Source organism: Arthrobacter sp. SD1074B (assembly GCF_056780195.1).
The window spans coordinates 1,312,526-1,338,023 of the sequence record NZ_JBRAZT010000001.1; the positions used below are offsets into that span (position 1 = coordinate 1,312,526).

Annotated in this window: 22 protein-coding genes; 17 read left to right on the forward strand and 5 right to left on the reverse strand. The window is 68.2% G+C overall.

Annotation, left to right across the window (positions count from 1 at the left end; translation table 11 throughout):
* Positions 1-32: 32 nt before the first annotated feature.
* Together ACUYM2_RS06090 and ACUYM2_RS06095 are read left to right on the forward strand one after the other, a co-directional pair.
* Positions 33-413 (forward strand): DUF485 domain-containing protein, encoded by a 381-nt coding sequence (locus tag ACUYM2_RS06090; RefSeq protein ID WP_481599262.1) that lies wholly within the window; start codon positions 33-35, stop codon positions 411-413.
* Complete coding sequence (locus ACUYM2_RS06095; RefSeq protein WP_481599263.1) at positions 410-2,026, forward strand: solute symporter family protein; 1,617 nt, start codon at positions 410-412, stop codon at positions 2,024-2,026. The genes ACUYM2_RS06090 and ACUYM2_RS06095 overlap by 4 nt, the downstream gene beginning before the upstream one ends.
* A gap of 126 nt (positions 2,027-2,152) precedes the next feature.
* Here the strand turns inward: ACUYM2_RS06095 and ACUYM2_RS06100 are convergent, their stop codons facing one another.
* Complete coding sequence (locus ACUYM2_RS06100) at positions 2,153-2,626, reverse strand: Lrp/AsnC family transcriptional regulator (RefSeq protein WP_481599264.1); 474 nt, start codon at positions 2,624-2,626, stop codon at positions 2,153-2,155.
* A gap of 196 nt (positions 2,627-2,822) precedes the next feature.
* On the opposite strand from ACUYM2_RS06100, the gene pdhA reads away from it, so the two are divergent.
* Genes pdhA through ACUYM2_RS06115 form a run of 3 tightly spaced genes read left to right on the forward strand, consistent with a single transcriptional unit; the run spans position 2,823 to position 6,408 of the window.
* On the forward strand, positions 2,823-4,001 hold the full coding sequence (gene pdhA, locus ACUYM2_RS06105) for a pyruvate dehydrogenase (acetyl-transferring) E1 component subunit alpha (RefSeq protein ID WP_481599265.1): 1,179 nt from the start codon (positions 2,823-2,825) through the stop codon (positions 3,999-4,001).
* Entirely contained in the window at positions 4,001-5,011 is a 1,011-nt protein-coding gene (locus tag ACUYM2_RS06110) for an alpha-ketoacid dehydrogenase subunit beta (protein ID WP_481599266.1), read from the forward strand. The genes pdhA and ACUYM2_RS06110 overlap by 1 nt, the downstream gene beginning before the upstream one ends.
* The gene (locus tag ACUYM2_RS06115; RefSeq protein ID WP_481599267.1) at positions 5,008-6,408 is read left to right on the forward strand and encodes a dihydrolipoamide acetyltransferase family protein; all 1,401 of its coding nucleotides are present in this window, start codon (positions 5,008-5,010) and stop codon (positions 6,406-6,408) included. Before ACUYM2_RS06110 ends, ACUYM2_RS06115 begins: the two co-directional genes overlap by 4 nt.
* 169 nt (positions 6,409-6,577) lie before the next feature.
* Here ACUYM2_RS06115 and ACUYM2_RS06120 read toward each other — a convergent pair whose 3' ends face one another.
* A complete protein-coding gene (locus tag ACUYM2_RS06120) occupies positions 6,578-7,258 on the reverse strand; it encodes an SACE_7040 family transcriptional regulator (RefSeq protein ID WP_481599268.1) in 681 nt (226 codons plus the stop codon).
* A 110-nt stretch (positions 7,259-7,368) separates the two neighbouring features.
* Between ACUYM2_RS06120 and ACUYM2_RS06125 the strand changes: the two genes are divergently transcribed.
* Genes ACUYM2_RS06125 through ACUYM2_RS06155 form a run of 7 tightly spaced genes read left to right on the forward strand, consistent with a single transcriptional unit; the run spans position 7,369 to position 15,392 of the window.
* Positions 7,369-8,976: a carboxyl transferase domain-containing protein gene (locus tag ACUYM2_RS06125; RefSeq protein WP_481599269.1), complete on the forward strand. Its 1,608-nt coding sequence runs from the start codon at positions 7,369-7,371 to the stop codon at positions 8,974-8,976.
* A 7-nt stretch (positions 8,977-8,983) separates the two neighbouring features.
* Complete coding sequence (locus ACUYM2_RS06130; protein ID WP_481599270.1) at positions 8,984-11,173, forward strand: acetyl/propionyl/methylcrotonyl-CoA carboxylase subunit alpha; 2,190 nt, start codon at positions 8,984-8,986, stop codon at positions 11,171-11,173.
* Positions 11,174-11,229: 56 nt separating this feature from the next.
* Complete coding sequence (locus ACUYM2_RS06135) at positions 11,230-12,393, forward strand: acyl-CoA dehydrogenase family protein (RefSeq protein ID WP_481599271.1); 1,164 nt, start codon at positions 11,230-11,232, stop codon at positions 12,391-12,393.
* Positions 12,394-12,413: 20 nt separating this feature from the next.
* Positions 12,414-13,217: a CoA transferase subunit A gene (locus ACUYM2_RS06140; protein ID WP_481599272.1), complete on the forward strand. Its 804-nt coding sequence runs from the start codon at positions 12,414-12,416 to the stop codon at positions 13,215-13,217.
* A 2-nt stretch (positions 13,218-13,219) separates the two neighbouring features.
* A complete protein-coding gene (locus ACUYM2_RS06145; RefSeq protein ID WP_481599273.1) occupies positions 13,220-13,981 on the forward strand; it encodes a CoA transferase subunit B in 762 nt (253 codons plus the stop codon).
* Entirely contained in the window at positions 13,978-14,556 is a 579-nt protein-coding gene (locus ACUYM2_RS06150) for a MaoC family dehydratase (RefSeq protein ID WP_481599274.1), read from the forward strand. The genes ACUYM2_RS06145 and ACUYM2_RS06150 overlap by 4 nt, the downstream gene beginning before the upstream one ends.
* Positions 14,553-15,392, forward strand: a complete 840-nt coding sequence (locus ACUYM2_RS06155) for an HpcH/HpaI aldolase/citrate lyase family protein (RefSeq protein ID WP_481599275.1) — start codon at positions 14,553-14,555, stop codon at positions 15,390-15,392. The genes ACUYM2_RS06150 and ACUYM2_RS06155 overlap by 4 nt, the downstream gene beginning before the upstream one ends.
* A 72-nt stretch (positions 15,393-15,464) precedes the next feature.
* Here ACUYM2_RS06155 and ACUYM2_RS06160 read toward each other — a convergent pair whose 3' ends face one another.
* On the reverse strand, positions 15,465-16,205 hold the full coding sequence (locus ACUYM2_RS06160) for a response regulator transcription factor (protein ID WP_481599276.1): 741 nt from the start codon (positions 16,203-16,205) through the stop codon (positions 15,465-15,467).
* Positions 16,202-17,812 (reverse strand): ATP-binding protein, encoded by a 1,611-nt coding sequence (locus ACUYM2_RS06165; protein ID WP_481599277.1) that lies wholly within the window; start codon positions 17,810-17,812, stop codon positions 16,202-16,204. Before ACUYM2_RS06165 ends, ACUYM2_RS06160 begins: the two co-directional genes overlap by 4 nt.
* A 172-nt stretch (positions 17,813-17,984) precedes the next feature.
* Between ACUYM2_RS06165 and ACUYM2_RS06170 the strand changes: the two genes are divergently transcribed.
* The 3 genes from ACUYM2_RS06170 to ACUYM2_RS06180 are packed head-to-tail and all read left to right on the forward strand — an operon-like array spanning position 17,985 to position 21,038.
* A complete protein-coding gene (locus ACUYM2_RS06170) occupies positions 17,985-18,989 on the forward strand; it encodes a Bug family tripartite tricarboxylate transporter substrate binding protein (RefSeq protein WP_481599278.1) in 1,005 nt (334 codons plus the stop codon).
* A 2-nt stretch (positions 18,990-18,991) separates the two neighbouring features.
* Positions 18,992-19,513 carry a tripartite tricarboxylate transporter TctB family protein gene (locus ACUYM2_RS06175; RefSeq protein WP_481599279.1) on the forward strand — a complete coding sequence of 174 codons (522 nt, stop codon included), beginning with the start codon at positions 18,992-18,994 and terminating at the stop codon, positions 19,511-19,513.
* Positions 19,506-21,038 carry a tripartite tricarboxylate transporter permease gene (locus ACUYM2_RS06180; RefSeq protein WP_481599280.1) on the forward strand — a complete coding sequence of 511 codons (1,533 nt, stop codon included), beginning with the start codon at positions 19,506-19,508 and terminating at the stop codon, positions 21,036-21,038. The genes ACUYM2_RS06175 and ACUYM2_RS06180 overlap by 8 nt, the downstream gene beginning before the upstream one ends.
* A gap of 74 nt (positions 21,039-21,112) precedes the next feature.
* On the opposite strand, the gene ACUYM2_RS06185 is transcribed toward ACUYM2_RS06180, so the two are convergent.
* Positions 21,113-22,615 carry a lipase maturation factor family protein gene (locus tag ACUYM2_RS06185; RefSeq protein WP_481599281.1) on the reverse strand — a complete coding sequence of 501 codons (1,503 nt, stop codon included), beginning with the start codon at positions 22,613-22,615 and terminating at the stop codon, positions 21,113-21,115.
* Positions 22,616-22,753: 138 nt separating this feature from the next.
* Between ACUYM2_RS06185 and dxr the strand changes: the two genes are divergently transcribed.
* The gene (gene dxr / locus ACUYM2_RS06190; RefSeq protein WP_481599282.1) at positions 22,754-23,938 is read left to right on the forward strand and encodes a 1-deoxy-D-xylulose-5-phosphate reductoisomerase; all 1,185 of its coding nucleotides are present in this window, start codon (positions 22,754-22,756) and stop codon (positions 23,936-23,938) included.
* A gap of 40 nt (positions 23,939-23,978) precedes the next feature.
* On the forward strand, positions 23,979-25,310 hold the full coding sequence (locus ACUYM2_RS06195) for a M50 family metallopeptidase (RefSeq protein WP_481599283.1): 1,332 nt from the start codon (positions 23,979-23,981) through the stop codon (positions 25,308-25,310).
* Positions 25,311-25,498 lie beyond the last annotated feature (188 nt).

The following is a 25,498-nucleotide window of genomic DNA, read 5'->3' on the forward strand; positions in this document are numbered from 1 at the left end:
CGGTGGCTCGCCAGTCTCAATGAGGAGGAACGATGGGTCACGAAGCCCAAGAAACGGACGCACCGGCGTTCGTGGACTTCAAGGAAGTCCAATCCACGGAGCAGTTCCAGGAACTGCGCAAACGTCACCGCAGCTTTGTCTTTCCGATGGCCATCGCATTCCTGCTGTGGTACTTCGCCTACGTCCTGCTGGCCGACTACGCGGTGGGCTTCATGTCCACGAAAGTCTGGGGCAACATCAATATCGGCCTGATCCTGGGCCTGCTGCAGTTCGTCACCACGTTCGCCATCACGGGCTGGTACGTCAGCTACTCGAACCGGAAACTGGACCCGATCGCCTCCGACATCCGCCACGGAATCGAAGGCCACGAGTTCGACAAGCACGGCAACCGAGTGAGCGGAGAAACAAAATGAGTTTTATGGTTCCCGCAGTCAACGTTGCGGATCTCAAGGACACCACCGCACTGAACATGGGCATCTTCGCCTTGTTCGTCGCGATCACCATGGTGATCGTCATCAGGGCCAGCCGAAACAATAAGACCGCGGCGGACTACTACGCCGCCGGCCGTTCCTTCACCGGCCCGCAAAACGGTACCGCGATCGCCGGCGACTACCTCTCCGCTGCTTCCTTCCTCGGCATCACCGGGGCCATCGCCATTAACGGCTACGACGGCTTCATGTACTCCATCGGCTTCCTTGTGGCCTGGCTCGTCGCGCTGCTCCTGGTGGCCGAGCTGCTCCGCAACACGGGCAAGTTCACCATGGCCGACGTGCTGTCCTTCCGGCTCAAGCAGCGTCCCGTGCGCATCGCCGCGGCCATCTCGACTCTGGCCGTCTGCTTCTTCTACCTGCTGGCCCAGATGGCGGGAGCCGGCAGCCTGATCTCGCTGCTGCTGGGCATCAGCGACTGGGGCGGACAGGCGCTGGTGATCATCGTCGTCGGCGCACTGATGATCATGTATGTACTGATCGGCGGCATGAAGGGCACCACCTGGGTCCAGATCATCAAGGCCATGCTGCTCATTGCCGGCGCGGCCGTGATGACCTTCTGGGTCCTGGCCATCTACGGCTTCAACCTCTCCGATCTGCTCGGCGGCGCGGTGGAAACCTCCAAAAACCCGAGCATCTTGAACCCGGGCCTGCAGTATGGCAAGACCGAGACCTCGAAGCTCGACTTCATGTCCCTGGGCCTGGCGCTCGTCCTCGGCACGGCGGCACTGCCGCACGTGCTGATGCGCTTCTACACGGTTCCGACCGCCAAGGAAGCCCGCAAATCCGTGGTGTGGTCCATCTGGCTGATCGGCATCTTCTACCTGTTCACCCTGGTCCTGGGCTACGGCGCCGCGGCGCTCGTTGGTGCCGACACGATCAAGGGAGCTCCGGGCGGGGTCAACTCGGCGGCGCCGCTGCTGGCCTTCCACTTGGGCGGTCCGCTGCTGCTTGGCTTCATCTCGGCGGTGGCGTTCGCTACCATCCTGGCCGTGGTCGCCGGCCTCACCATCACCGCGGCGGCGTCCTTCGCTCATGACATCTACGCAAGCGTCATCGCGAAGGGCAAGGCAGACGCCAACACCGAGGTCAAGGTTGCCCGCCGCACGGTCGTCGTGATCGGGATCCTCGCGATCATCGGCGGTATCTTCGCCAATGGCCAGAACGTCGCGTTCCTCGTTGCGCTGGCGTTCGCGGTGGCGGCCTCGGCCAACCTTCCGACCATCATCTACTCGCTGTTCTGGCGGAAGTTCACCACCCAGGGCGCAATCTGGAGCATGTACGGCGGCCTCGGCTCCGCCATCCTCCTGATCGCGCTCTCCCCGGTGGTCTCCGGCGCCAAGACGTCGATGATCCCGGGAGCCAACTTCGCGATCTTCCCGCTGAGCAACCCCGGCATCGTCTCCATCCCGCTCGCCTTCTTCCTGGGCTGGCTGGGCACGGTCCTGGACAAGAAGCTCGAAGACACCACGAAGCAGGCCGAGATGGAGGTCCGCTCCCTGACCGGGGTGGGCGCCGAAAAGGCCACCAACCACTAACCGCCCGCGCCAGCAGGGAAAGAAAATCCTGCCGGCCCGGTCGGCCGCAATGAAGAGGAACCCCTGTGCATCAGCACGGGGGTTCCTTGTGTGTACCCGGGGTTCCCGCGTCGCCGGGTCAGCTGCTCAGGAATCCGAGGGGCCTCGTTCGAGCAGCGGCTGGATCCGGAACGGGATCAGTTCGCCCATGGCCAGCGCGGTGTCGGTGCGGTCCACCCCGTCGCAGGCAAGGATCTTGCCGTTGATCCGGAACAGGTCCTCGGCGTCGAGGGCGACCACGCGGAGCAGCAGGTCGGCCGAACCGGTGAGGCCGTAGCCCTCCAGGATCTCCGGGATACCGGCCAGTTCCACCGCCAGCTGGCCCAGCTTCTGCTGCTGGACGTGGACGGAGATGAAGGCCATCAGGGGATAGCCGAGGGCGGCCGGGTTGATCCGGCGTTCGAAGGAGAGGAAGACGTGCTTTTTCTCCAGCTGGGCCATCCGGGCCTGCACCGTATTGCGGGACAGGCCCAGCTTCTGCGCCAGGGCCACCACGGTGCGGCGGGGATCCCGCGCCATGGCCGAGAGCAGGCGGGTGTCAGTGCCATCCAAAGCTTGCATAATGCGCAACGTTAGCACGGTCACAGAACCAGCGGCAGGGCAGAATGCTCAACTTTATAGCTAGTGGTTGTACCCAATGGCAGTTGTGAGTAGGGTCACAATTATCCGGGGCAACGGCGCCCGGGTGGCCGTCGCGCGTAGGGATCACGAGTCCCGCGGGCAGGGTCAGACGACGTCAGAAGGTTGCGGACAAACTGTGTTTACCGACGACGCGGGCAAGGGCGGCATTGCCGCCGGCGGCCCCGGGAACAGTGCAGAATCAAACAGGCGCTCGGGCGGCGATCTCGTCCAGCTCATCACCCCGGGGGGTGAACGCATAAGCCATCCGGAGTTCGACTCCTGGGTCCAGGACGTCAGCGACGAACAGCTCGCCTCGCTCTACGAGGACATGGTCGCCATCCGCCGGATCGACGCCGAGGCCACCGCCCTGCAGCGCCAGGGCGAACTCGCCCTCTGGCCCCCGCTGTTGGGGCAGGAAGCGTCCCAGATCGGCTCGGCGCGCGCGCTCCGCGACGACGACTTCGTTTTTCCCAGCTACCGGGACAACGGCGTCGCCTTCTGCCGCGGGGTACGGCCCGCGGACCTCGTGAAAGCCTGGCGCGGCAACGCCCTGGCCGGCTGGGATCCCTACACGGTGAACGTGGCGACGCAGCAGATCATCATCGGCGCCCAGTCGCTGCACGCCACCGGGTACGCGATGGGAATCCAGAACGACGGTGCCGACTCGGTGGCCGTGGCCTACTTCGGGGACGGTGCCACCAGCGAAGGTGACGTCAACGAAGCCATGGTCTTCGCGGCGAGTTTCCAGGCGCCGGTGGTGTTCATCTGCCAGAACAACCACTGGGCCATCTCCGAGCCCGTGATGCTGCAGTCCCACATCCAGATCGCGGACCGCGCCTCCGGCTTCGGCATTCCGAGCATGCGCGTGGACGGCAACGACGTGCTGGCCGTCATGGCCGCCACCCGGATCGCCATCGACCGGGCCCGCCACGGCGGCGGACCCACCTTCATCGAGGCCGTCACCTACCGGATGGGCCCGCACACGACGGCGGACGACCCCACCCGCTACCGGGATGCCAACGAACTCGAGGACTGGGCCGCGAAAGACCCGATCGCCAGGCTCAAGACCCTGCTGGACCGCAAGGGGCTGCTGACCGCAGAGCTGGAAGCCGCCGTCGCCGCCACGGCCGACGCCGTGGCCAAGGAACTGCGTTCCGGCACGATTAACATGCCCGAACCGCAGCCGCTGGACATCTTCAAGCACGTCTACAGCACGCCCAACTCCTCGCTGGAGCGCCAGCAGGACCACTACGCCCGTTACCTGGCTTCCTTCGGCGATCCCGCAGAGGCCGCTTCCGAAGAAGGTGCACGCTGATGACGCAGATGACCTTTGCCCGAGCCATTAATTCGGGCCTGCGCAAGTCCCTGGAAAACGATCCCAAGGTGATCCTGATGGGCGAGGACATCGGCACCCTCGGCGGTGTCTTCCGCGTCACCGACGGCCTGCAAAAAGACTTCGGAAAGCACCGCGTGGTGGACACCCCGCTCGCCGAATCCGGCATCCTCGGCACCGCAGTCGGCCTCGCCTACCGCGGCTACCGCCCGGTGGTGGAGATCCAGTTCGACGGCTTCATCTACCCGGCGTTCGACCAGATCGTCAGCCAGGTCGCCAAGATGCACTACCGCACGCAGGGCGCGGTGACGATGCCCATCACCATCCGCGTCCCCTTCGGCGGCGGTATCGGCTCACCGGAACACCACTCCGAATCGCCTGAGGCCTACTTCACCCACACCTCGGGCCTGCGCGTGGTCAGCGTGTCCAACCCGCAGGACGCCCACACCATGATCCAGCAGGCCATCGCCTCGGACGATCCGGTGCTCTACTTCGAGCCCAAGCGCCGCTACCACGACAAGGGCGAAGTCGACGAGTCGCTCGACCTCGCCGCCGCCCTGTCCATGGAGAAGGCGCGCGTGGTCACGGAGGGCACCGACGTGACGCTGGTCGCCTACGGTCCGCTGGTGAAGACCGCCCGCGACGCCGCGCTCGCTGCCGCGGATGAAGGCGTCTCCGTCGAGGTGATCGACCTGCGCTCGCTGGCCCCGCTGGACTTCGCGACCCTGGAGGCCTCGGTCCGGAAGACCGGCCGGCTGGTCATCACGCACGAAGCCAGCCAGTCCGGCGGCCTCGGCGCCGAGGTGGCCGCCAGCATCACCGAGCGCTGCTTCTACCACCTTGAAGCCGCCCCCGTCCGGGTGACCGGCTTCGACGTTCCGTACCCGTACTCAAAGCTTGAAATGCACCACCTGCCGGGCCTGGACAGGATCCTCGACGGCGTCGACCGGGCCCTGGGCCGCCCCAACTCCCTGAGCGGGCTGGAAGGATGAGCGCCACCATGATCAAGGAATTCCGGCTCCCGGACCTCGGCGAAGGCCTGACGGAATCAGAAATCGTCGCCTGGAAGGTCGGCGTCGGGGACACCGTTACGCTCAACCAGATCATCGCCGAGGTGGAAACCGCCAAGGCCGTCGTCGAACTGCCCTCGCCGTTCGCCGGCGTCGTGACGGCGCTGCATGAGCAGCCGGGCACCGTGGTGGAGGTCGGCAAGCCGATCGTTTCCTTCGAGATCGAGGGCGACGCCGGCGCCGCTGATTCCGGTGAACCCCCCGCGAAGCGGGAACCGAACCTGGTCGGCTACGGCGCGGTGCTGGAAGGCTCCGGCCGTCCGGCCCGCCGCGCCCGCAGCTTCGCCGCTGCGACTGCCCCGGCTCCGGCCGAGGCAGCGGCAGTCGCGCCCGTCGTCGAGCATGCCCCGGCTCCGGCTCCGGCGACCGTTCCGGCCGAGACCCCGGCTGCCCCAAAGTCCGCCGTCGCCCATCCGGCCGAGCGTCCGCGCTCCACGCCGCCGGTGCGCAAACTGGCCAAGGACCTCGGCGTTGACCTCGCGGCCATCACCGGAACAGGGGAGCGCGGGCTCATCACCCGCGACGACGTGCGGAACTTCGTTGGCGGCGGCGACCTCCCGGTGGCACCCCAGGAACTGGCCGGCGGCCAGACCTTTGCACCGGCACCCGCGCAGGGCGGGCGGGAAACCCGGACCCCGATCAAGGGCGTGCGGAAGTTCACCGCGGCGGCCATGGTGTCCAGCGCCTTCACGGCGCCGCACGTCACCGAGTTCCTGACCCTCGATGTCACACCCACCATGGAACTGCTGGGCCGGCTCAGGGCCAGCCGCCCCTTTGCCGGCTATAAGCTGACGCCGCTGACGCTGGTGTCCAAGGCCGTGCTGATCGCGCTGCGCAACCACCCGACGCTCAACGCCCGGTGGGACGAGGCCAACCAGGAGATCGTCCAGTTCAACTACGTCAACCTCGGCATCGCGGCCGCCACGCCGCGGGGGCTGACCGTGCCGAACATCAAGGACGCGGACCGGATGTCCCTTTTGCAGCTGTCCACGGCGCTGACGGAGCTCACCGAGACCGCGCGGGCGGGCAAGACGGCCCCGGCGGACCTTTCCGGCGGGACCATGTCCATCACAAACATCGGCGTCTTCGGCATCGACGCCGGCACGCCCATCCTCAACCCGGGCGAGGCCGCCATCCTGGCGCTCGGCGCGGTGCGGAAGATGCCGTGGGAATACCAGGACGAAGTGGCGCTGCGCCAGGTCATGACGCTGAGCCTGTCCTTCGACCACCGGCTGGTCGACGGCGAACAGGGCTCCCGCTTCCTGCAGGACCTGGGCGCCATCCTCGCCGACCCCGGAATGGCGCTGGCCATGGTTTAGCCGGCGGAGAGAAGGCCGGGCATCCACGTTGTGGGTACCCGGCCGTCTGCCGTCCGGGGGCACTTTGGTACCAATATTCGACGCCGGGGCGCTGGGGGTCGGCGTGTCCGCGCCAAAGTGCCCCCGGAGCGCCGCGGGTGTGAGCCGCGGACGGGCAGGTGCCAGGCCGTCAGCCGAGGGGCGGGGGAGCCGCCGGTGCCATCAGGGCGGCCCGGGCCATGCTTTCGAGCAGCGGCCGGGCCCGCTTGAGGGCCATCCGGCGGCCGTGGTTCCGCACCGAGTGCGGCGTGGAGTTGATCAGGCCGAAGGTGGCGTGTGCGCGCATCCGCAACTCGGCCGGATCGGTGTCCGGATGCACCCCGGCCAGGACGTCCACCCAGAGCTCCACATAGTTGCGCTGGAGGGTGCGGACCTCGGCCTCGTCCTCGGCCTCAAGGTTGCTGAAGTCCTGGTCCTGGACCCGGATGACATCCGGGTTGCTCAGGGCAAAGTCCACGTGGAACTCGACCAGGCCAGCGAGGGCCGCTGCGGCGCCGTCGGACCCTTCCACCACGTTGCGGCCGCCTTCCAGCAGGTCCTGGCTGACGCTGAGCAGCAGGGCGCCCAGGACGGCCTGCTTGCCGGCGAAGTGGCGGTAAACGGCGGGGCCGCTGACGCCAGCGGCGGCACCCAGGTCCTCCAGCGAGACACGGTTGAAACCCTCGGCGGCGAAGAGGGCGGCGGCCGCAGTAAGCAGCGCTTTGCGGCGGTTCTCCTTGGCCTGGCTTCGCTGGGTTGTCTGGCTGGACTCGGTCACCGGCGCGTCCCTCTTTTCGAATGTCCCGTGCTGACGCTGTCCTGTGTTGGACATCACAGTTAATAGAGACTAACCTAAATCTCAGTTATGCGGTACTAACCGAAATGGCCGGGCTCCCCGTCAGGGCGTGCGCCGGCGCTACGGACCGAGGACGGAAACAGTCAATGGAGACAATCGCCAGCCAGGTGGATGCCGGCAGCCCCGGCTTCGCGGCGAACCGCGAGGCGCAGCTCCGGCTGGCCCGGGAGCTGAAAGAACGCCTCGCCGCCGCGGCGCTGGGCGGCCCGGCGAAGTCCCGGGAACGCCACGTCGCCCGCGGCAAGCTGCTGCCGCGCGAGCGCATCGACCGGCTGCTCGACGACGGCAGCCCCTTCCTGGAGATCGCCCCATTGGCGGCCGAGGGCATGTACGACGGCGACTCGCCGGGCGCCGGGGTGATTGCCGGGATCGGCCTGGTCCACGGCCGCCAGGTCCTGGTCATCTCCAACGACGCCACCGTCAAGGGCGGCACCTACTATCCGATGACGGTGAAGAAGCACCTCCGGGCGCAGGAAATCGCGCTGGAGAACCGGCTGCCCTGCATCTACCTCGTGGACTCCGGCGGCGCCTTCCTGCCAAAGCAGGACGAGGTCTTCCCGGACAAGGAGCACTTCGGCCGGATCTTCTTCAACCAGGCCAGGATGTCCGCAGCCAAGATCCCGCAGATCGCCTCGGTGATGGGCTCCTGCACCGCCGGCGGCGCCTACGTTCCCGCGATGAGCGACGAGACCGTGATCGTCCGCAACCAGGGCACCATCTTCCTCGGCGGGCCGCCCCTGGTGAAGGCCGCGATCGGCGAGATCGTCACGGCCGAGGAACTCGGCGGCGGGGACGTGCACTCCAGGATCTCCGGCGTCACCGACCACCTCGCCGAGAACGATGAACACGCCCTGCAGATTGTCCGGGACATCGTCTCCACCCTGCCGAAGCCGGCAGCCCCCGTCTGGGACGTGGACACCGCCGTCGAACCCCTGGCCGACCCGGACGAGCTGTACGGAGCGGTGCCCACCGACGTCAACGCCCAGTACGACGTCCGCGAGGTCATCGCCCGGCTGGTGGACGGCAGCCGCTTCCATGAGTTCAAGAAGAACTACGGGACCACCCTGGTCACCGGCTTCGCGACGCTGCACGGCCACCCCGTGGGCATCGTGGCGAACAACGGCGTGCTGTTCAGCGAGTCCTCGCTCAAGGGCGCGCACTTCATTGAACTCTGCGACCAGCGCGGCATTCCGCTGATCTTCCTGCAGAACCTCTCCGGCTTTATGGTCGGTAAGGACTACGAGCAGGGCGGCATCGCCAAGAACGGCGCCAAGATGGTCACTGCCGTCGCCACCGCCCGCGTGCCCAAGCTGACCGTGGTGATCGGCGGGTCCTTCGGCGCGGGGAACTACTCGATGTGCGGCCGGGCCTATTCGCCGCGCTTTCTCTGGATGTGGCCGGCCTCCCGGATCTCGGTGATGGGCGGCAACCAGGCCTCCAGCGTGCTCGCCACGGTGAAGCGGGACCAGTACGAGGCCCGCGGCGAGGAGTGGTCCGCCGCGGACGAGGAAGCCTTCAAGGCCCCCATCAAGCAGCAATATGAGGACCAGGGCAGCCCCTACTACTCCACCGCCCGCCTCTGGGACGACGGCGTGATCGACCCCGCGGACACCCGCACCGTTCTGGGGCTGGCGCTCGACGTCGTCTCCCGCACCCCGCTGCCGGAGACCTCCTTCGGCCTGTTCCGGATGTGAGCCACCCATGATTCCTTCTTCCTCGACTACTGCTCCTGCAGCACCCTCCAAGCCGTTGTTCCGCACCGTCCTGGTCGCCAACCGCGGCGAGATCGCCTGCCGCGTGATCCGCACCCTGCGCGCCCTCGGCATCCGTTCCGTCGCCGTCTATTCCGACGCCGACGCCGACGCCCGCCATGTGCGCGAGGCCGACGTCGCCGTCAGGATCGGCCCCGCGGCCGCGACCGAGAGCTACCTCAAGATCGACGCCATCATCCGGGCCTGCCGCGACACCGGCGCCGAAGCCGTGCACCCCGGGTACGGTTTCCTGAGCGAAAACGTCGACTTCGCCCGCGCCCTGGAAAAGGCGGGGATCACCTTCATTGGCCCCGGCGTCGAATCCCTGAACGTCATGGGCGACAAGATCCGCTCCAAGAACCACGTCACCGGCTACGGCGTCCCGGTCGTGCCGGGTATCGCGGAACCCGGCATGAGCGACGCGCAGCTGATCCAGGCAGCGGCCGGCGTCGGCTTCCCGCTGCTGATCAAGCCCTCCGCCGGCGGCGGCGGGAAGGGCATGCACATCGTCGAACGCCCCGAGGACCTGGAAGCGACCCTGGCCACCGCCCGCCGGGTCGCGGCCAGTGCGTTCGGTGACGACACCCTCTTCCTGGAACGGCTCGTCACCACGCCCCGGCACATCGAGGTCCAGGTCCTCGCGGACAACCACGGCAACGTCATCCACCTGGGTGAGCGCGAGTGCTCGCTGCAGCGCCGCCACCAGAAGGTCATCGAGGAAGCCCCCTCGCCGCTGCTGGAGTCCCTGCCCGACGGCGCGGAGATCCGGGCCCGGATAGGCGAGGCCGCCTGCCAGGCCGCGCGCAGCGTCAAGTACAGCGGCGCCGGAACCGTGGAGTTCCTCGTCTCGGACAACGCCCCGGACAAGTTCTTCTTTATGGAGATGAACACCCGCCTGCAGGTCGAGCACCCGGTCACCGAGATGGTCACCGGCGTCGACCTGGTCGAATGGCAGGTCCGGATCGCCGCCGGCGAAGAACTCACCGTCCGCCAGGACGACGTCGCGCTCACCGGACACGCGGTGGAGGCCCGGGTGTACGCCGAGGTACCGGAGAAGAACTTCCTCCCCTCCATCGGACGGGTCGTGCTGCTGGACGAAATGCCGGACACCGCAGCGGGCCGCGTCCGTGTCGACTCGGCCCTGCTGGAGGGCCTCCAAATCTCCAGCAGCTACGACCCGATGGTCTCCAAGGTCATCGCGTGGGGCGAGGACCGGGCGGAGGCCCTGGACACCCTGGACCGGGCGCTCGCCGGGTACACCGCGCTGGGCATCGACACCAACGTCGAGTACCTGCGGCTGCTGATCAATGACGCCGATGTCCGCGCCGGGCGGCTCGACACCGGCCTGATCGAACGCAAGATGCCCGAGTTCACGTTCCGGCATGCGGGCGACTTCGAGGTGGCCGCTGCCGCCGTCTTCACCGCCGCGATGCAGGAAACTGAACCGCAGGAAGCCGGAAAAGGACCATGGCAGCTGCGTGACGGCTGGAGGCTCGGCGCAGCAGCCCCGCGCCGGATCAGCCTGGGCATGCCCGACGGCGGTATCGCCACGGTTGAGGTATTTGGCTCGTTGGCGCAGGGGAGTGCGGAGGTGGCAGTCAATGGCGGTCCTCGACGCCCGGTCTCGTTCGGCTCCGCCCGGCGCAATCAGGCCGAGGTCACCCTCGGCGGCGAATCCCGACGGTTCTCACTCGCACAGGTGTCCGCCGGACCCCACCGCCCGGGGCCCGACAGCCCGGCACCCACCGACATATTCCTTGGCAGCGGGGGCTGGTCCTGCCGGCTCGAGGTGCTCAGCCGCGAAGCCCGGCTCGCCCGGATGCTGGCCGCCGTCGAACGCGAAGAAGGCGCCGCCGACCCGGCGGTGCGCTCGCCGATGCCCGGCACCGTGGTGTCCGTGTCTGTCGAAAACGGCGACACCGTGACAGCCGGCCAGGTCCTGCTCTCGGTGGAGGCCATGAAGATGGAGCACCAGCTCGTGGCGCCGCTGGACGGCACCGTCCACATCAGCGCCGGCACCGGAGATCTCGTCAAGGCGGACCAGGTCCTCGCCACCATCCACCCCGCCGTTCCCGCCGAACCCTCAAAGGCCGAAGACACCATCGAAGAAGCCGTCATCGCCATGGGCGCGGCGGACTAGCACCCCCACCGCTTCAGCACCTCACCACAGCCACCCCAGACACAGGAGCCACCACCATGCCAGATTTTGAACTCAGCGAGGACTACCAGGACCTCAGCGACACCGTCCGCGAATTCGCCGACCAGGTGGTGGCCCCGGTCTCCGCCAAGCACGACGAAGAGCACAGCTTCCCCTACGACGTCGTCTCCCAGATGGCGGATATGGGCCTGTTCGGCCTGCCGTTCCCGGAAGAGGTCGGCGGCATGGGCGGGGATTACTTCGCCCTCGCCCTGGCGCTCGAACAGCTCGGCCGCGTGGACCAGTCGGTCGCCATCACCCTCGAGGCCGGCGTCTCCCTTGGCGCCATGCCGATCCACCGCTTCGGCACCGACGCGCAGAAGCAGGAATGGCTGCCGCTGCTGGCCTCCGGAAAGGCGCTCGCCGGCTTTGGCCTGACCGAGCCGGAAGCCGGCTCCGACGCCGGCGGCACCAAGACCACCGCCCGCCTGGAAGGCGGGGAGTGGGTCATCAACGGCAACAAGGAGTTCATCACCAACTCCGGCACCGACATCACCAGGCTCGTCACGGTCACTGCGGTGACCGGCCAGGAGGAACGCGCGGACGGCAGCATCAAGAAGGAAATATCCACCATCCTGGTGCCCACGAACACACCCGGCTTCACGGCGGAGAAGGCCTACAACAAGGTCGGCTGGAACGCTTCGGACACGCACCCGCTGACCCTTGCGGATGTACGCGTTCCGGAAGCGAACCTGCTCGGCAGCCGGGGCCGCGGCTACGCGAACTTCCTCTCCATCCTGGACGAGGGCCGGATCGCGATCGCCGCGCTGGCAGTGGGTGCCGCTCAGGGCTGCGTGGACCAGGCCGTCAAATACGCCAAGGAGCGCAGCGCCTTCGGCCAAAACATCGGCAAGTACCAGGCCATCGCGTTCAAGATCGCCCGGATGGAAGCACGCGCCCACACGGCCCGGCTGGCCTACTACGACGCGGCCGCCCGGATGCTCGCCGGCAAGCCGTTCAAGACCCAGGCCGCCATCGCTAAGATGGTCGCAGGCGAGGCAGCCATGGACAACGCGCGGGACGCCACCCAGGTGTTCGGCGGCTATGGCTTCATCAACGAATTCACCGTGGCGCGCCACTACCGCGACTCCAAGATCCTTGAAGTCGGCGAGGGCACCACGGAGGTCCAGCTGATGCTGATCGCCCGCGAACTGGGACTGTAGCCGGCCGGAAGGATTCCCAGATGATCAACAAAGTTGTTGCCAGCGCCGCCGAGGCCGTCGCGGACATCCACGACGGCGCCTCGCTCGCCGTCGGCGGTTTCGGGCTGTGCGGCATCCCGGTGGCCCTGATCGATGCCCTGCACGAGGGCGGTGCGGCAGACTTGGAAACTGTGAGCAACAACTGCGGCGTGGACGACTGGGGGCTCGGCATCCTGCTCAAGGACGGCCGGATCCGCCGCACCATCAGCTCCTACGTGGGGGAGAACAAGGAATTCGCGCGCCAGTACCTGGCCGGGGAACTCGAGGTCGTCCTCACCCCGCAGGGCACGCTGGCCGAGAAGCTGCGGGCCGGCGGGGCCGGCATTCCCGCCTTCTACACGCCCGCCGGCGTCGGCACCCAGGTCTCCGACGGTGGCCTGCCGCAGAAATACGACGCCGACGGGAACGTTGCGGTCGCCTCCGCGGCCAAGGAGGTCCGCAGCTTCCACGGCACCGACTATGTGCTGGAGGAGGCCCTGACCCCGGACTTCGGGCTGGTGCACGCCTGGAAGGGCGACCGGCACGGCAACCTCGTGTTCCACGCCACCGCGATGAACTTCAATCCGCTTTGCGCCATGGCCGGCAGGATCACGATCGCCGAGGTGGAGGAGCTCGTGGAGCCGGGGGAGCTGGACCCGGAGCACGTCCACGTCCCCGGGATCTTCGTCCAGCGGGTGGTCCTCGCGCCGCAGGCGGAAAAACGCATCGAAAAGCGCACCGTCGCCGTGCCCGCCGCCGGACCTGCTTCCACGTCCACCACCATCACCGAGCAGCCAGGAGCCTAGCCGTGGAGACGAACAACTCGCAGGGCTCGCCGCCCCGGCCCGAAGCGGTCCGCCACGAATACCGGCGCTCCGCCGTCGGGCACGCCGGCGGTGAAGGCGGCAAGGGCTGGACCCGCAACGAGCTGGCCGCCCGGGTGGCGCAGGAACTGCACAACGGCCAGTACGTCAACCTCGGCATCGGGATGCCCACCTTGATCCCCAACTACATTCCGGCCGGCGTCGAAGTGGTGCTGCACTCGGAGAACGGCATCCTCGGCGTCGGGCCGTACCCGGCCGAGGACCAGGTGGACCCGGACCTGATCAACGCGGGCAAGGAAACCGTCACTGTCAACAAGGGCGCCGCGTTCTTCGACTCCGCAGCCTCCTTCGGCATGATCCGCGGCGGCCACGTCGACGTGGCGGTCCTCGGAGCCATGGAAGTGGCACAGAACGGGGACCTCGCCAACTGGATGATTCCCGGCAAGATGGTCAAGGGCATGGGCGGGGCAATGGACCTGGTCTTCGGGGCCAAGAAGGTGATCGTGATGATGGAGCATGTGGACCGCAACGGCAACCCGAAAATCGTGGAGCGCTGCACCCTGCCGCTCACCGGCAAGGCCTGCGTCGACCGGATCATCACCGACCTGGCCGTGATCGACGTGGTGACCGACGGCGGCAGCTCCCGGCTCGTGCTGCGGGAACTGGCCCCCAACGTCACCGCGGAGGAAGTGGCCGCGGCCACCGGCGCCGAACTCTTCGAGGAAGACCAGGAACTCACCGTATGACCACGAATGCGACGCCCGGGCCGGGAAGCAGCCGCCGGGTCATCGAGCAGCGCGGCCTCTACTTCGACGAACTCGAAGAGGAGGTCGTTTACGCGCACCGGCCGGGCCGGACCGTCACGGAGACGGACAACGTCCTCTTCACCACCATGACCATGAACACCCAGGCGCTGCACCTGGACGCGGCTTGGAGCGCCGGGCAGCCGTTCGGCCAGCGGCTGGTGAACTCCATGTTCACCCTCGCGACCCTGGTGGGCCAGTCCGTCGCGCAGCTGACCCAGGGCACTATCATCGCGCAGCTGGGGCTGACGGACGTGTCCTTCCCGCACCCGCTGTACCACGGGGACACGCTGTACACAGAGACCGTGGTGACCGGTAAGCGGCTCTCCTCCTCCCGGCCCGGCCAGGGAATCGTGACCATGCAGCACACCGGCCGGAACCAGGACGGCGCCGTCGTGGCGCTGGCAACCCGCAGCTGCCTGATGTGGACGCAGGAGGCGCATGCCCTTCAGCAGCAACCCGGGCACCAGGAACCCGGGCGGCACGGAACCGCCGAAAAGGGGACAATCGAAGCATGAGTTTCCTGATGGGCCCCGCCCTGCTGTTTTGCCCTGCCGACCGCCCCGAGCGCTACCAGAAGGCTGCCGAGCGCTCGGACGCCGTGATCGTGGACCTCGAGGACGCCGTCGCACCCGCGGACAAGCAACGCGCCCGCGGCGCGATCCTCGCCCAGCTGGGCTCCGCCGGGGACGTCCCCGAGCTGGACCCGAGCCGCACGATCGTCCGGATCAACCCGGCCGGCACGGAGGAGTTCGACAAGGACCTGCACTGCCTCAAGCACACCCCGTACCGGCACGTGATGCTCGCCAAGGCCGAAGGTGCCGCCCAGCTCAAGGAGCTTGAGGGCTACAGCGTCATCGCGTTGTGCGAGACGGCCGCCGGCATCGTCAACGCCGCAGCCATCGCCGCGGAGCCCAATGTGGTGGGCCTGATGTGGGGCGCCGAGGACCTGCTCGCTTCACTGGGGGGCACCTCCAGCCGGGGCGACGACGACGGCGGCTACCGCGCCGTCGCACTGCACGCCCGCTCCACCGTGCTGCTGGCCGCCCGGGCGTTCGGCAAGGAGGCGATCGACTCCGTCTATGTCAATATCCCCGATCTGGACGGCCTCGCCGCCGAGGCCCGGGACGCCGTTGCCTCCGGGTTCGGCTCCAAGGCCTGCATCCACCCGAACCAGGTCGCCGTGGTCCGCGACGCCTACGCCCCGTCCGAGACCGAGGTCGCCGCGGCCAACGAGCTGCTCGAGGCCGCCGCTGCCGCCGGCTCCGGGGTGTTCCAGTACCAGGGAAAGATGATCGACGGGCCCATCCTCAGGCACGCTGAGGCCACGCTGCGCCGCGCGGCCCGCTCCTGACCCCGGCCCTCGCGGGAAGGCAGGTCGCGGCAGTGTTTTACCCTGGCACTGCCGCCAAGTGTCATCTCGGGCTCAGTGGAGCCACAGGTACCTGTTCTCTGGCCGGCCGGCGGCTCCGTACCGCGGGGTCAGGCGGGCAAACCCGTTGACCACCAGGTACTCCAGGTAGCGGCGGGCGCTGACCCTGGACAGGCCCAGCCGCAGCGCCATGCCGGCCGCGGAAACGTCCCCCGGGCTGGCCTGCAACGCCTCCATGACCGCGTCGAGGGTGGGGCGCGAGAGCCCCTTGGGCAACCTGGCTACGGGCTCGCCCGCCCGGCGTGCCCCGGGCCCCTCCGGGACGGAGTCCGCCTGCACGGCCCGGCGGGGCGGTGCCACCAGCCGGTCGATCCGTTCCTGGTCCAGCGGGCCGGCCGATGACCCGGCGGCCAACTCGTCGCGCAGCGCGACGTAGCCGTCCAGCCGCTCGTTCAGGGCCTGCGACGTGAAAGGCTTGACGAGGTAGTGCAGCACACCGCCGGCCATCGCCGAGCGCACCGTCTCCAGTTCCCGCGACGCCGTAATGACGAGAACATCCACGGTCTGGCTCGGCCGGTTGCGAAGCCCCTGGAGCACGTCCAGCCCGGACATGTCCGGCAGGTGGATGTCCAGCAGGACCAGCTCCGGCAGCAGCTCGGCCGCGAGGTCCAGGCCCTGCTGCCCGGTGTGGGCTGTGCCGACGACGTCGAAGCCGCCGCGGGCCAGCAGGAAGCCGTGGTGGATGCCCGCTACTGCCACGTCATCGTCAATGATGAGGGTGCGTATGCCGCTCATAGTCGTTCCAGTACCGCCTTTGTCGTGTTGGGCCCGGCCGCCGGTTGCCCCGCTGTCCTGAAAACAACGGTAAAGCAGGCGCCGCCGAGCTCCGAACGGGTGACAGTGGCGGTGCCTTCCCGGCGCCGGGCCACCCGCCGGACCAGCGCCAGGCCAAGGCCGCGGGTGTTGATCCCGTCCGGCTTCTTGCTGGTCACCCCGGCCTCGAATACCGCCTCCCCGTCCGCTTCCGGAACCCCGGGCCCGTCGTCGTCCACGGTCAGGGTCCGCTGGCCTCCCGGGCCCTCGGCCAGGACGACGGCGATCGTGCTGTCGTAACCGGCGGCGTCCACGGCGTTGTCGATCAGGTTGCCCAGCACGGTGAGGACGTCGTCGGTGCCATCGGGTGAGCAGGCGGAGTCTTCCGCCACCACGATGTCGATGCCGCGCTCGGCGCACACCGTGGACTTCGCGATCAGCAGCGCGCGGACGCCGTCGTCGGTGATCCCCGGGGCGAGGGGCCGGTTGACGAAGGCCGCGTCGCTGTGGCTGCGGCCCAGGTACTCCACCGCCTTCGACTGCTCACCCAACTCCAGCAGGCCCGAAATCACATGCAGTTTGTTGGCGAACTCGTGGGCCTGTGCCCGGAGCGCCTGGGTGACGTCCAGGGCGCCGTCGCGGTCGCGCAGCATGGTGTGCAGCTCCGTCCGATCGCGCAGGATCAGGACCTTGCCCACTTCCCGCCCGTCCACGGTGGCCGCGTTGACCTTGCCCAGCAGGATCCGCTCACCGGACAGCACCAGTTCCTCGGTGCTGGAGCCAGCCGAGAGCAGGCGGTGGATGCCCGGTTCCAGCGACGCCGTCGCCAGCGATCCGGTGATCTCCTCGCCGACGCCGAGCAGCCGGCGGGCCTCGTCGTTCACGAGCGCCACCTTGCCTTCGGCGTCGACCGCCACAAGGCCTTCACCGAGGCCGTGGAGCATGGCGTCGCGGGTTTCGAGCAGGGCGGCGATGTCCTCGGGCTCGAGTTTGTAGATCCGGCGCCAGACGAGTTTTGAAACGTACATGGCGCCCAGGGAACTCAGCAGCGCGGCCCCGAGCAGCCAGCCGAACAGGAGCGGGAGGTCTTCATTCAGGTCCGCCGCCAGGGTACTTTCCAGCACCCCCACCGACGCGGAGCCGATCACCGTGCCGGCGCGGTCAAAGATTGGGACTTTCACCCGCCAGGACTCGCCGAGCGTCCCTGTCTGGGTGCCCACGTAGATGTCGCCGGAGAGGGGCACCGAGGGGTCGGTGGAAACGTGCTTGCCGATCTCCTCCGGGTTCGGGTGGGACTGCCGGACGCCGTTGCGGTCCGTCACCACCACGTAGGTGACGTTCGAGGCCTGGCGGATGACTTCGGCGATCGGCTGGATGGTCTGCGCGGGGGATCCGGTGCCGAAGGCGTCGACCACGGACGGCAGCCGCGCCACGCTTTCGGCCACGCCGATCAGGCGTCCCTTGTAGGCGTCGCGAAGCTGCTGTTCCTGCATCCGGATGGTGACGGCGCCCACGACCGTGAGCACGGCCAGGACAATGGCGAGCTGGAGGGCGACCAGCTGGAAGCGCAGCGGAATCCTGTGAACCATGTCACAAGTGTCCCATTTGGCGGCGCGCGGCCCGGACGGATTCGGGCTTCCCGCCGTGACCAATATGACCACTACTACCTCTACGTCCGAATACTGTTCGCGGCCGGTGCCCGCTCCTAGGGTCGGGGAAGTGATTCCAATGATGTGCATCACATTCGTTCAAGGAGAGATAATGTCGTCCCACCTCAACTTCACCCGCCGGGCCGCGCTCACCGCCGGGGCAGCCGGCCTTGTGCTCGCCATGTCCGCCTGTGCCGGCGGCGGCGCCGCTGCCGGGCCCAGCGCGGACTCGATCAAGAAGCTCAGCATCATCGTTCCCGCCAATCCCGGCGGCGGATGGGACCAGACCGGCCGCGCCATCCAGGCGGACCTGCAATCCAACAAGCTCGTCTCCTCGGCCCAGGTCACCAACATCGGCGGCGGCGGCGGAACCAACGGCCTTGCCAAGCTCGCCACCGAAAAGGACGCCAACACGCTCATGGTGATGGGCTACGTCATGGTCGGCGCCGTGGAGACCAACGGCGCGAAGACCCGGCTCGAAGACACCACCCCGATCGCACGCCTGACCGAAGAGCCGCTGGTGCTGGTGGTGCCGGCGTCGTCGAAGTACCAGTCCGTACAGGACCTCGTGGCGGACATCAAGGCCAACGGCAAGGGCGTTTCCATCACCGGCGGCTCCGCCGGCGGAGCCGATCACATCCTGGCCGGCCAGATCCTGAAGTCCCAGGGCGTCGAGCCGGACAAGCTGAACTACATCGGCTACTCCGGCGGCGGCGAATCCCTCGCGGCGCTGCTCGGCAACAAGGTCCAGGCCGGCATCTCCGGCGTCGGCGAGTACGCCGAGCAGGTCAAGGCCGGCAAGGTCCGGGCGCTCGCCGTCTCGGGCAAGGCCGAGGCTCCCGCGCTGCCCGGCGTCAAGCCGCTCAAGGACCAGGGGGTCGACGTCGTGCTGACCAACTGGCGCGGTGTCGTGGCGCCCGGCTCGATCGATGATGCGCAGCGCACCAAGCTGACCGAACTCGTCACCAAGCTGCACGAGTCCGAAGCCTGGAAGTCCACGCTGAAGAAGAACAACTGGGACGACGCGTTCCTCGCCGGCGATGGCTTCAAGACCTTCCTGACCGACGACATCACCAAGGTCAAGACCACCCTGACGCAGATCGGCCTGGTCAAGTAACAATGTCTTCGCACGTTGTTACGCCCGCCAGGCGGCCGACGGGGGAGATCCTCTTCGCCCTGTTGTTCGTCAGCGTGGGCGCGGCAGGGCTCCTGACGGCGGGATCCATCCCGATCCCGCCGTCGGAGACCGGCATCGGCCCGCGGGCCTTCCCTTACATCGTCTGCAGCATGCTGGTGCTGGTCGGCGCCGGAATCGTCGTCCAGGTCCTGCGCGGCAAGGTCGGGCAGGCCGAGGAAGGCGAAGACCTCGACGTCACGGCCAAGACGGACTGGACCGCCCTGGCCAAGCTCGTCGGCTTTGTGGTGCTGCATATCTTCCTGATCGAACCTGCGGGCTGGCCCGTGGCAGCGGCCGTGCTGTTCAGCGGTGCCGCCTGGACCCTGGAAGCGAAGCCGCTGTGGAAGGCCATCATGGTCTCGTTGATCATGGCCCTCGTGCTGCAGTACGTTTTCGGCGGCCTGTTGGGCGTCTCGCTTCCGCCGGGCCCGCTGCTCGAGGAGGTGCCCTTCTTCCATGGATAGTTTTATGCTCCTGCTCGAAGGGTTCGCGACGGCGCTCCAGCCGGTCTACCTGCTGTACGCGCTGGGCGGCGTCTTCGTCGGCACCGCCGTCGGCGTGCTGCCTGGCATCGGCCCCGCCATGACGGTGGCCCTGCTGATGCCGATCACCTACGCCCTGGACCCTGCGGCGGCCCTGATCGTCTTCGCCGGAATCTACTACGGCGGCATGTACGGCGGCTCCACCACGTCCATCCTGCTCAACACCCCGGGCGAGTCCTCCTCGATCGTCACCGCGCTCGAGGGCAACAAGATGGCGAAGGCCGGCAGGGGTGCTGCGGCGCTGGCGACGGCGGCGATTGGCTCGTTCATCGCCGGCACCATCGCCACCGTGCTGCTGTCCTTCCTCGCCCCGGTGGTGGCCGAACTCGCCGTCGGACTCGGCCCGGTGGACTACGTCGCGCTGATGGTGGTGGCCTTTTTGACCGTGGGCGCGCTGCTGGGGGCCTCGGTGCTCCGCGGACTGGCGTCCCTGGCCCTCGGGCTTTTCATCGGCCTGATCGGCATCGATGACAGCACGGCCCAGCAGCGGTTCACCTTCGACAATCCCAACCTGGTGGACGGCATCGATATGGTCCTGGTGGCGGTGGGCCTCTTCGCCCTCGGCGAGGCGCTGTACGTCGCGTCCAAGCTGCGGCACGGCCCGGTCGAAGTCATCCCGGTCAGCAAGGGCAAGAACGCCTGGCTGTCCAAGGAGGACTGGAAGCGGTCCTGGAAGCCGTGGCTGCGCGGAACCTTCATCGGCTTCCCCATCGGTACCGTGCCGGCCGGCGGCGCGGACGTGTCCACCTTCCTGTCCTACGCGGCCGAGCGGAAGCTCGCGAAGGGCGCCAACAAGGCGCAGTTCGGCAAGGGCGCGATTGAGGGCGTCGCCGGACCGGAGGCGGCCAACAACGCTGCCGCCGCCGGCGTCCTGGTGCCGCTGCTGACCCTGGGCATCCCGACGACGGCCACCGCAGCCATGATGCTGACGGCTTTCCAGCGTTACCAGATCCAGCCCGGGCCGCTCCTGTTTGAAAACCAGGGGGCCCTGGTCTGGACGCTGATCGCCTCGTTGTACGTGGGCAACCTGATGCTGCTGGTGCTCAACCTGCCCCTAGTGGGCCTCTGGGTGAAGATCCTGCAGATCCCGCGGCCCTACCTTTACTCCGGCATCCTGGTCTTCGCCGCGCTGGGCGCGTTCTCGGTGAACTTCTCGCCGAGCGACGTCGGCGTCCTGCTGGTGGTGGGCATCCTGGGCTACTTCATGCGCCGCTACGGGTACCCGGTGGCGCCCATGGTGGTGGCGATGATCCTCGGGCCGATGTTCGAGGTACAGCTGCGGCGCTCGCTGCAGCTCTCCCAGAACGACCCCTCGGCCCTGTTCTCCACGCCGTTCGCCGTTGTGGTCTACACGACCATGGCGCTGATCTTCCTGGCATCCTGGTGGCTGCGCCGCCGGCAGGCCGCCCTGGAAGCGGCTCCGGAAAGGGAATCCCTCTCCGTTTAGGCGGGGTCCGTATTGATTCGACGCCATTGGCCGGAATGGGAACCACCATTCGGCCAATGGCGTCCGACGGGGTGTCAGCGTCCTGGGCTGTCCTGCCCACCCCGGCCCTCCGGGGGCAGCGCCAGCGGCGGAATGGACTCTCCCAGCGGGATCCGGATCCAGCGCTGGCCCGTTTCCCGGAACTCGGCCCGGGTCGCGAAACGGTACAGATAGCTGACGGCACGGACCCAGTGCGGACGGGCTCCGGCGAATGGATCGTGCCGCAACAGCTTCAGGGTGGCGCGGTCCGCCTCCAGCAGCTTCGCCAGGAAGGCGTAAAACCACTGCTCGTGGACGGTCCGCAGCGGGAGGAACCACATCAGCCAGTCAAGGCGCAGGTGGTAGGGGGCCCACTGCCGGGGAATCCGGCGGACATCGCCCGGCTTGCCCCGGAAGCCGTATTCCCGCCAGTCCGCAGCCGAGTCCGGCTCCGGGGCGAGAGTTCCTTCCACCACGATCTCGATCCGGTGCCGGGTGACCGAGCCGAACGCGCCGTAGGTGTTCCCGAGCTGCCACCGGTTGAAGGCCGCATTCATCAGCTGGTCGCGGGAGAAAAGGTTCGCGGCCGGGCGGTAGCTGAGTACCAGCAACAAGACGGTGGCCAGGAGGACGGCCACTAGCCACGCCACCGGCGCCTGGCTGCCGCCGCCCGGGCCAGCGCCGGCCACCACGGGCCATGGCCGGTCGAGCGGAAGGGCGGGGACCAGGGCGTGCGCCACCGGGTCGCTGACCGCGGCGAAGGCGAGCAGGATCGCCATCCAGTTGAGCCACGCGAAATTTCCGCTCGCCACCAGCCAGAGCTGGGTGAAGATAATGATGGCCGCCGCCGCGCTGGCCAGCGGCTGCGGTGCAAAGAGGAAGAACGGCACCACCAGCTGGGCGAAATGGTTGCCGAGGACCTCGAGCCGGTGCCAGGCCTTGGGCAGCAGGTGGGCCTGCCTGCTGAGCGGGCCGGGCATCGGCTGGGTCTCGTGGTGGTAGTACAGGGCTGTCAGGTCGCGCCATTCCTGGCCGCCGCGGATTTTGATCATGCCCGCGCCGAACTCAAGCCGGAAGAGCAGCCACGCCAGCATGATCAGGATGGTCCTTGGCGGAGGAATCTGGTCGGAGCCGAGGAACGCCACGATGAAGCCGGCCTCCAGCAGCAGCATCTCCCAGCCGAAGCCGTAGAACGTCTGTCCCACGTTGACGATTGACATGTACAGCAGCCACAGCGCCAGGAACGCCAGCAGGGGAACCCACGGCGGCCCCTGCTGCGGCAGGCCAGCCACGAGCGCGGCGGCCATCAGCAGGCCGGCCACGCAGACCGCCCGCAGCAGCCGGTCCGAATAGCGCCAGCTGAACAGGGTCGGCCGGCGCAGGCGGCGCGAACGCGCCAGGAAGTCCGGGACAGGCAGCAGCCCGCGCTCGCCGAGGAGAGCCGGAAACTGGTTGAGCGAGGACAGAAACGCCACGAAGTACACGGCGGCGACGCCGCGCTGAAGCACCTGCCGGGCGAACTCATACTCCGGCGCGTCAAACCAGGCCGTCCACTCCACGGTCACCACGTTACGCCTGCGCTCCGGGCCGCGGGCGTCGAAGTGGCACTTCGCGGGGATGCGCAGCCCCCACACTGCCGCGAGCTGCCGCCTCGGGCACCGCCCCGGGCAGGGTCCGCGGTGCGGGATACTTAAGCCATGCAGCCGCGCACAATCGTCCTCCTCGGATCCACGGGGTCCATCGGCACCCAGGCCATCGACGTCGTCGACGGCGCCCCGCACCTCTTTGAGATCGTGGCCCTCAGTGCCGGCGGCGGCAACCTCGAACTCCTCGCCGGGCAGGCCGTGCACACCCGGGCCCGGGCCGTCGGCGTCGCCAGCGGGGACGCGGCGACCCTCCAGCAGCTGATCGACGACGCTGCCCGTGCGGCCGGTGTCTCCGGCTACCGTCCGGAGATCATCACCGGTCCGGACGCCTCCACCCGGATCGCGGAAATCCCCGCCGACGTGGTGCTCAACGGCATCACCGGCTCGATCGGACTCGCCCCCACCCTCGCCGCGCTGAAGTCCGGTGCCACCCTGGCCCTGGCGAACAAGGAATCCCTGATCGTGGGCGGCGCCCTGGTCAAGGCGGCCGCCCGCGAAGGCCAGATCGTCCCGGTCGACTCCGAACACTCCGCCATTGCGCAGTGCCTGCGCTCCGGCACCGCCGCCGAGGTGGACCGACTGGTGCTGACAGCCTCCGGCGGCCCCTTCCGCGGCATGACGCGCGAACAGCTCCGCGACGTCACGCCCCGCGATGCCTTGGCGCACCCCACCTGGGACATGGGCCTGATGGTCACCACCAACTCGGCGAGCCTGGTCAACAAGGGCCTGGAAGTCATCGAGGCCCACCTGCTCTTCGATATCCCGCTGGAGCGGATCGACGTCGTGGTCCATCCGCAGTCGGTGGTGCACTCCATGGTCCAGTTCGTGGACGGGTCCACCATCGCCCAGGCCTCGCCGCCGGACATGCGCCTGCCTATCGCCTTGGGCCTGGGCTGGCCGGACCGGGTGGCCGGGGCCGCGCGGCCCTGCGACTGGAGCCAGGCCACCAGCTGGACCTTTGAACCGCTGGACACCCGGGCGTTCCCCGCCGTCGGCCTCGCCAAGGAAGCGGCCCGGCGGGGGAGCACGTTCCCGGCCGTCTTCAACGCCGCCAACGAGGAAGCCGTGACGGCCTTCCATGCCGGCCGGATCCGCTTCACCGATATTGTCGATACGATCGAAGCCGTCCTCAGCGAGCACTCAGGATCCTCCGGGTTGACGGTCGAATCCGTGCTGGATGCTGAACAGTGGGCACGCGCGCGGACCCTCGAGCGTTTGGCCGTGGGAAGTGCCTAAGAAGTAGCCGACCAATGCCCAGGAAGTAGCAAAACCCAGCATGAGCCCCGTTGTCCTCTTTATCCTCGGCGTCGTCTTCGTCGTGATCGGCATTGCCGTGTCCATCGCCCTGCACGAGGTGGGGCATCTCGTCCCGGCCAAGCTCTTCAAGGTGCGTGTCACCAAGTACATGATCGGCTTCGGCCCCACCCTCTGGTCCAAGCGCCGGGGCGAGACCGAGTACGGCATCAAGGCGATCCCGCTGGGCGGCTTTGTATCCATGATCGGCATGTACCCGCCCAACAAGACCGACGGCAGCGTCCGGCCCTCCAGCACCGGGATGTTCCAGTCCCTCGCGGCCGACGCCCGTTCCCTGGCGCATGAGGAAATCGGCCCCGAGGACGGAAACCGGGTCTTCTACCGGCTCCCGGTCTGGAAAAAGATCATCATCATGCTCGGCGGCCCGGCGATGAACCTGCTGATCGGCGTCATCCTGACCGCCGTGCTGTTGATGGGGTTCGGCGTGTCCGCGTCCACCACCACCATCGCCGACGTGTCCAAGTGCCAGGTCAAAGCAGGCGAGACGGTGGATCCCAACTCCGCCGACTGCAAGCCCACCCCCGCGGCCGCCGCCGGGCTCAAGCCCAACGACCGCATCACGTCCTTTGACGGCAAGGCCGTCACCAGCTGGGAAGAACTGACCGGCTGGATCCGCTCCTCCGCCGGCAGGCAGGTCAGCATCACGGTGGAGCGCGACGGCTCGCCGGTCACCACCACCGTCACCCCGGTGCTGTCCGCGCGCCCGGTCGTCGGCGCGGACGGCCGGCAGGCCAAGGATGCCGAGGGCAAGCTCCAGTACCAGGACGTCGGATTCCTCGGCATCGGTGCCCAGACCGCCCTGGTGCAGCAGCCGGCGTCGGCCGTGCTGCCCATGGCCGGAGAGAACATCCAGCAGATCGCCGGCGTCGTCCTGAACCTCCCGGCCCGGGTGGCCGGGGTGGCGCAGGCCGCCTTCAGCGAAGAGCCCCGCGACCCCAACGGCCCCATCAGCGTTGTCGGGGTGGGCCGGGTGGCCGGCGAAGTCGCCGCCATGGAACAAATTCCGCTGCAGAGCCGCCTGGCCGCCCTGGTCGGGCTGCTCGCCGGGCTCAATTTCGCGCTGGCCGTCTTCAACCTCGTCCCGCTGTTGCCGCTCGACGGCGGCCACGTTGCCGGGGCACTTTACGAGGGCGCCCGACGCCGGATCGCCAAGCTGTTGGGCCGGCCGGACCCGGGCGCGTTCGACATCGCCAAGCTGCTGCCGGTGACCTACGTGGTGGCCGCGCTGCTGATGGGGATGGGCGCGCTGCTGATCTATGCGGACATCGTCAAACCGGTCGACCTCTTCGGCTAGGCCCCGCCGGGTAGACGTTCCCGCCCGGTTAAACCCGGCAGGACGTCGGCTCCGCGCCATTGAGCCGCGGAACTCCGGGGGCGCCGGGCGTCCCGGTTCGCAACAACCGGGCGGGAACGTCGCCCGTGGACGACGCCGGATCCGGTCCAGTTAACCGGAACGGGCTGACCATCGTGATTTAGCTTATT

Excerpts from the sequence above, each read along its gene's own strand:
- ACUYM2_RS06130 (WP_481599270.1), top strand. The coding sequence starts at position 8,984 with ATGATTCCTTCTTCCTCGACTACTGCTCCTGCAGCACCCTCCAAGCCG.
- ACUYM2_RS06195 (WP_481599283.1), top strand. The coding sequence starts at position 23,979 with ATGAGCCCCGTTGTCCTCTTTATCCTCGGCGTCGTCTTCGTCGTGATC.
- ACUYM2_RS06165 (WP_481599277.1), bottom strand. The coding sequence starts at position 17,812 with ATGGTTCACAGGATTCCGCTGCGCTTCCAGCTGGTCGCCCTCCAGCTC.
- ACUYM2_RS06155 (WP_481599275.1), top strand. The coding sequence starts at position 14,553 with ATGAGTTTCCTGATGGGCCCCGCCCTGCTGTTTTGCCCTGCCGACCGC.
- ACUYM2_RS06125 (WP_481599269.1), top strand. The coding sequence starts at position 7,369 with ATGGAGACAATCGCCAGCCAGGTGGATGCCGGCAGCCCCGGCTTCGCG.
- ACUYM2_RS06135 (WP_481599271.1), top strand. The coding sequence starts at position 11,230 with ATGCCAGATTTTGAACTCAGCGAGGACTACCAGGACCTCAGCGACACC.
- ACUYM2_RS06120 (WP_481599268.1), bottom strand. The coding sequence starts at position 7,258 with ATGTCCAACACAGGACAGCGTCAGCACGGGACATTCGAAAAGAGGGAC.
- ACUYM2_RS06110 (WP_481599266.1), top strand. The coding sequence starts at position 4,001 with ATGACGCAGATGACCTTTGCCCGAGCCATTAATTCGGGCCTGCGCAAG.
- dxr (WP_481599282.1), top strand. The coding sequence starts at position 22,754 with ATGCAGCCGCGCACAATCGTCCTCCTCGGATCCACGGGGTCCATCGGC.
- ACUYM2_RS06115 (WP_481599267.1), top strand. The coding sequence starts at position 5,008 with ATGAGCGCCACCATGATCAAGGAATTCCGGCTCCCGGACCTCGGCGAA.
- ACUYM2_RS06180 (WP_481599280.1), top strand. The coding sequence starts at position 19,506 with ATGGATAGTTTTATGCTCCTGCTCGAAGGGTTCGCGACGGCGCTCCAG.
- ACUYM2_RS06100 (WP_481599264.1), bottom strand. The coding sequence starts at position 2,626 with ATGCAAGCTTTGGATGGCACTGACACCCGCCTGCTCTCGGCCATGGCG.
- ACUYM2_RS06175 (WP_481599279.1), top strand. The coding sequence starts at position 18,992 with ATGTCTTCGCACGTTGTTACGCCCGCCAGGCGGCCGACGGGGGAGATC.
- ACUYM2_RS06140 (WP_481599272.1), top strand. The coding sequence starts at position 12,414 with ATGATCAACAAAGTTGTTGCCAGCGCCGCCGAGGCCGTCGCGGACATC.
- ACUYM2_RS06170 (WP_481599278.1), top strand. The coding sequence starts at position 17,985 with ATGTCGTCCCACCTCAACTTCACCCGCCGGGCCGCGCTCACCGCCGGG.
- ACUYM2_RS06160 (WP_481599276.1), bottom strand. The coding sequence starts at position 16,205 with ATGAGCGGCATACGCACCCTCATCATTGACGATGACGTGGCAGTAGCG.
- ACUYM2_RS06095 (WP_481599263.1), top strand. The coding sequence starts at position 410 with ATGAGTTTTATGGTTCCCGCAGTCAACGTTGCGGATCTCAAGGACACC.
- ACUYM2_RS06150 (WP_481599274.1), top strand. The coding sequence starts at position 13,978 with ATGACCACGAATGCGACGCCCGGGCCGGGAAGCAGCCGCCGGGTCATC.
- ACUYM2_RS06090 (WP_481599262.1), top strand. The coding sequence starts at position 33 with ATGGGTCACGAAGCCCAAGAAACGGACGCACCGGCGTTCGTGGACTTC.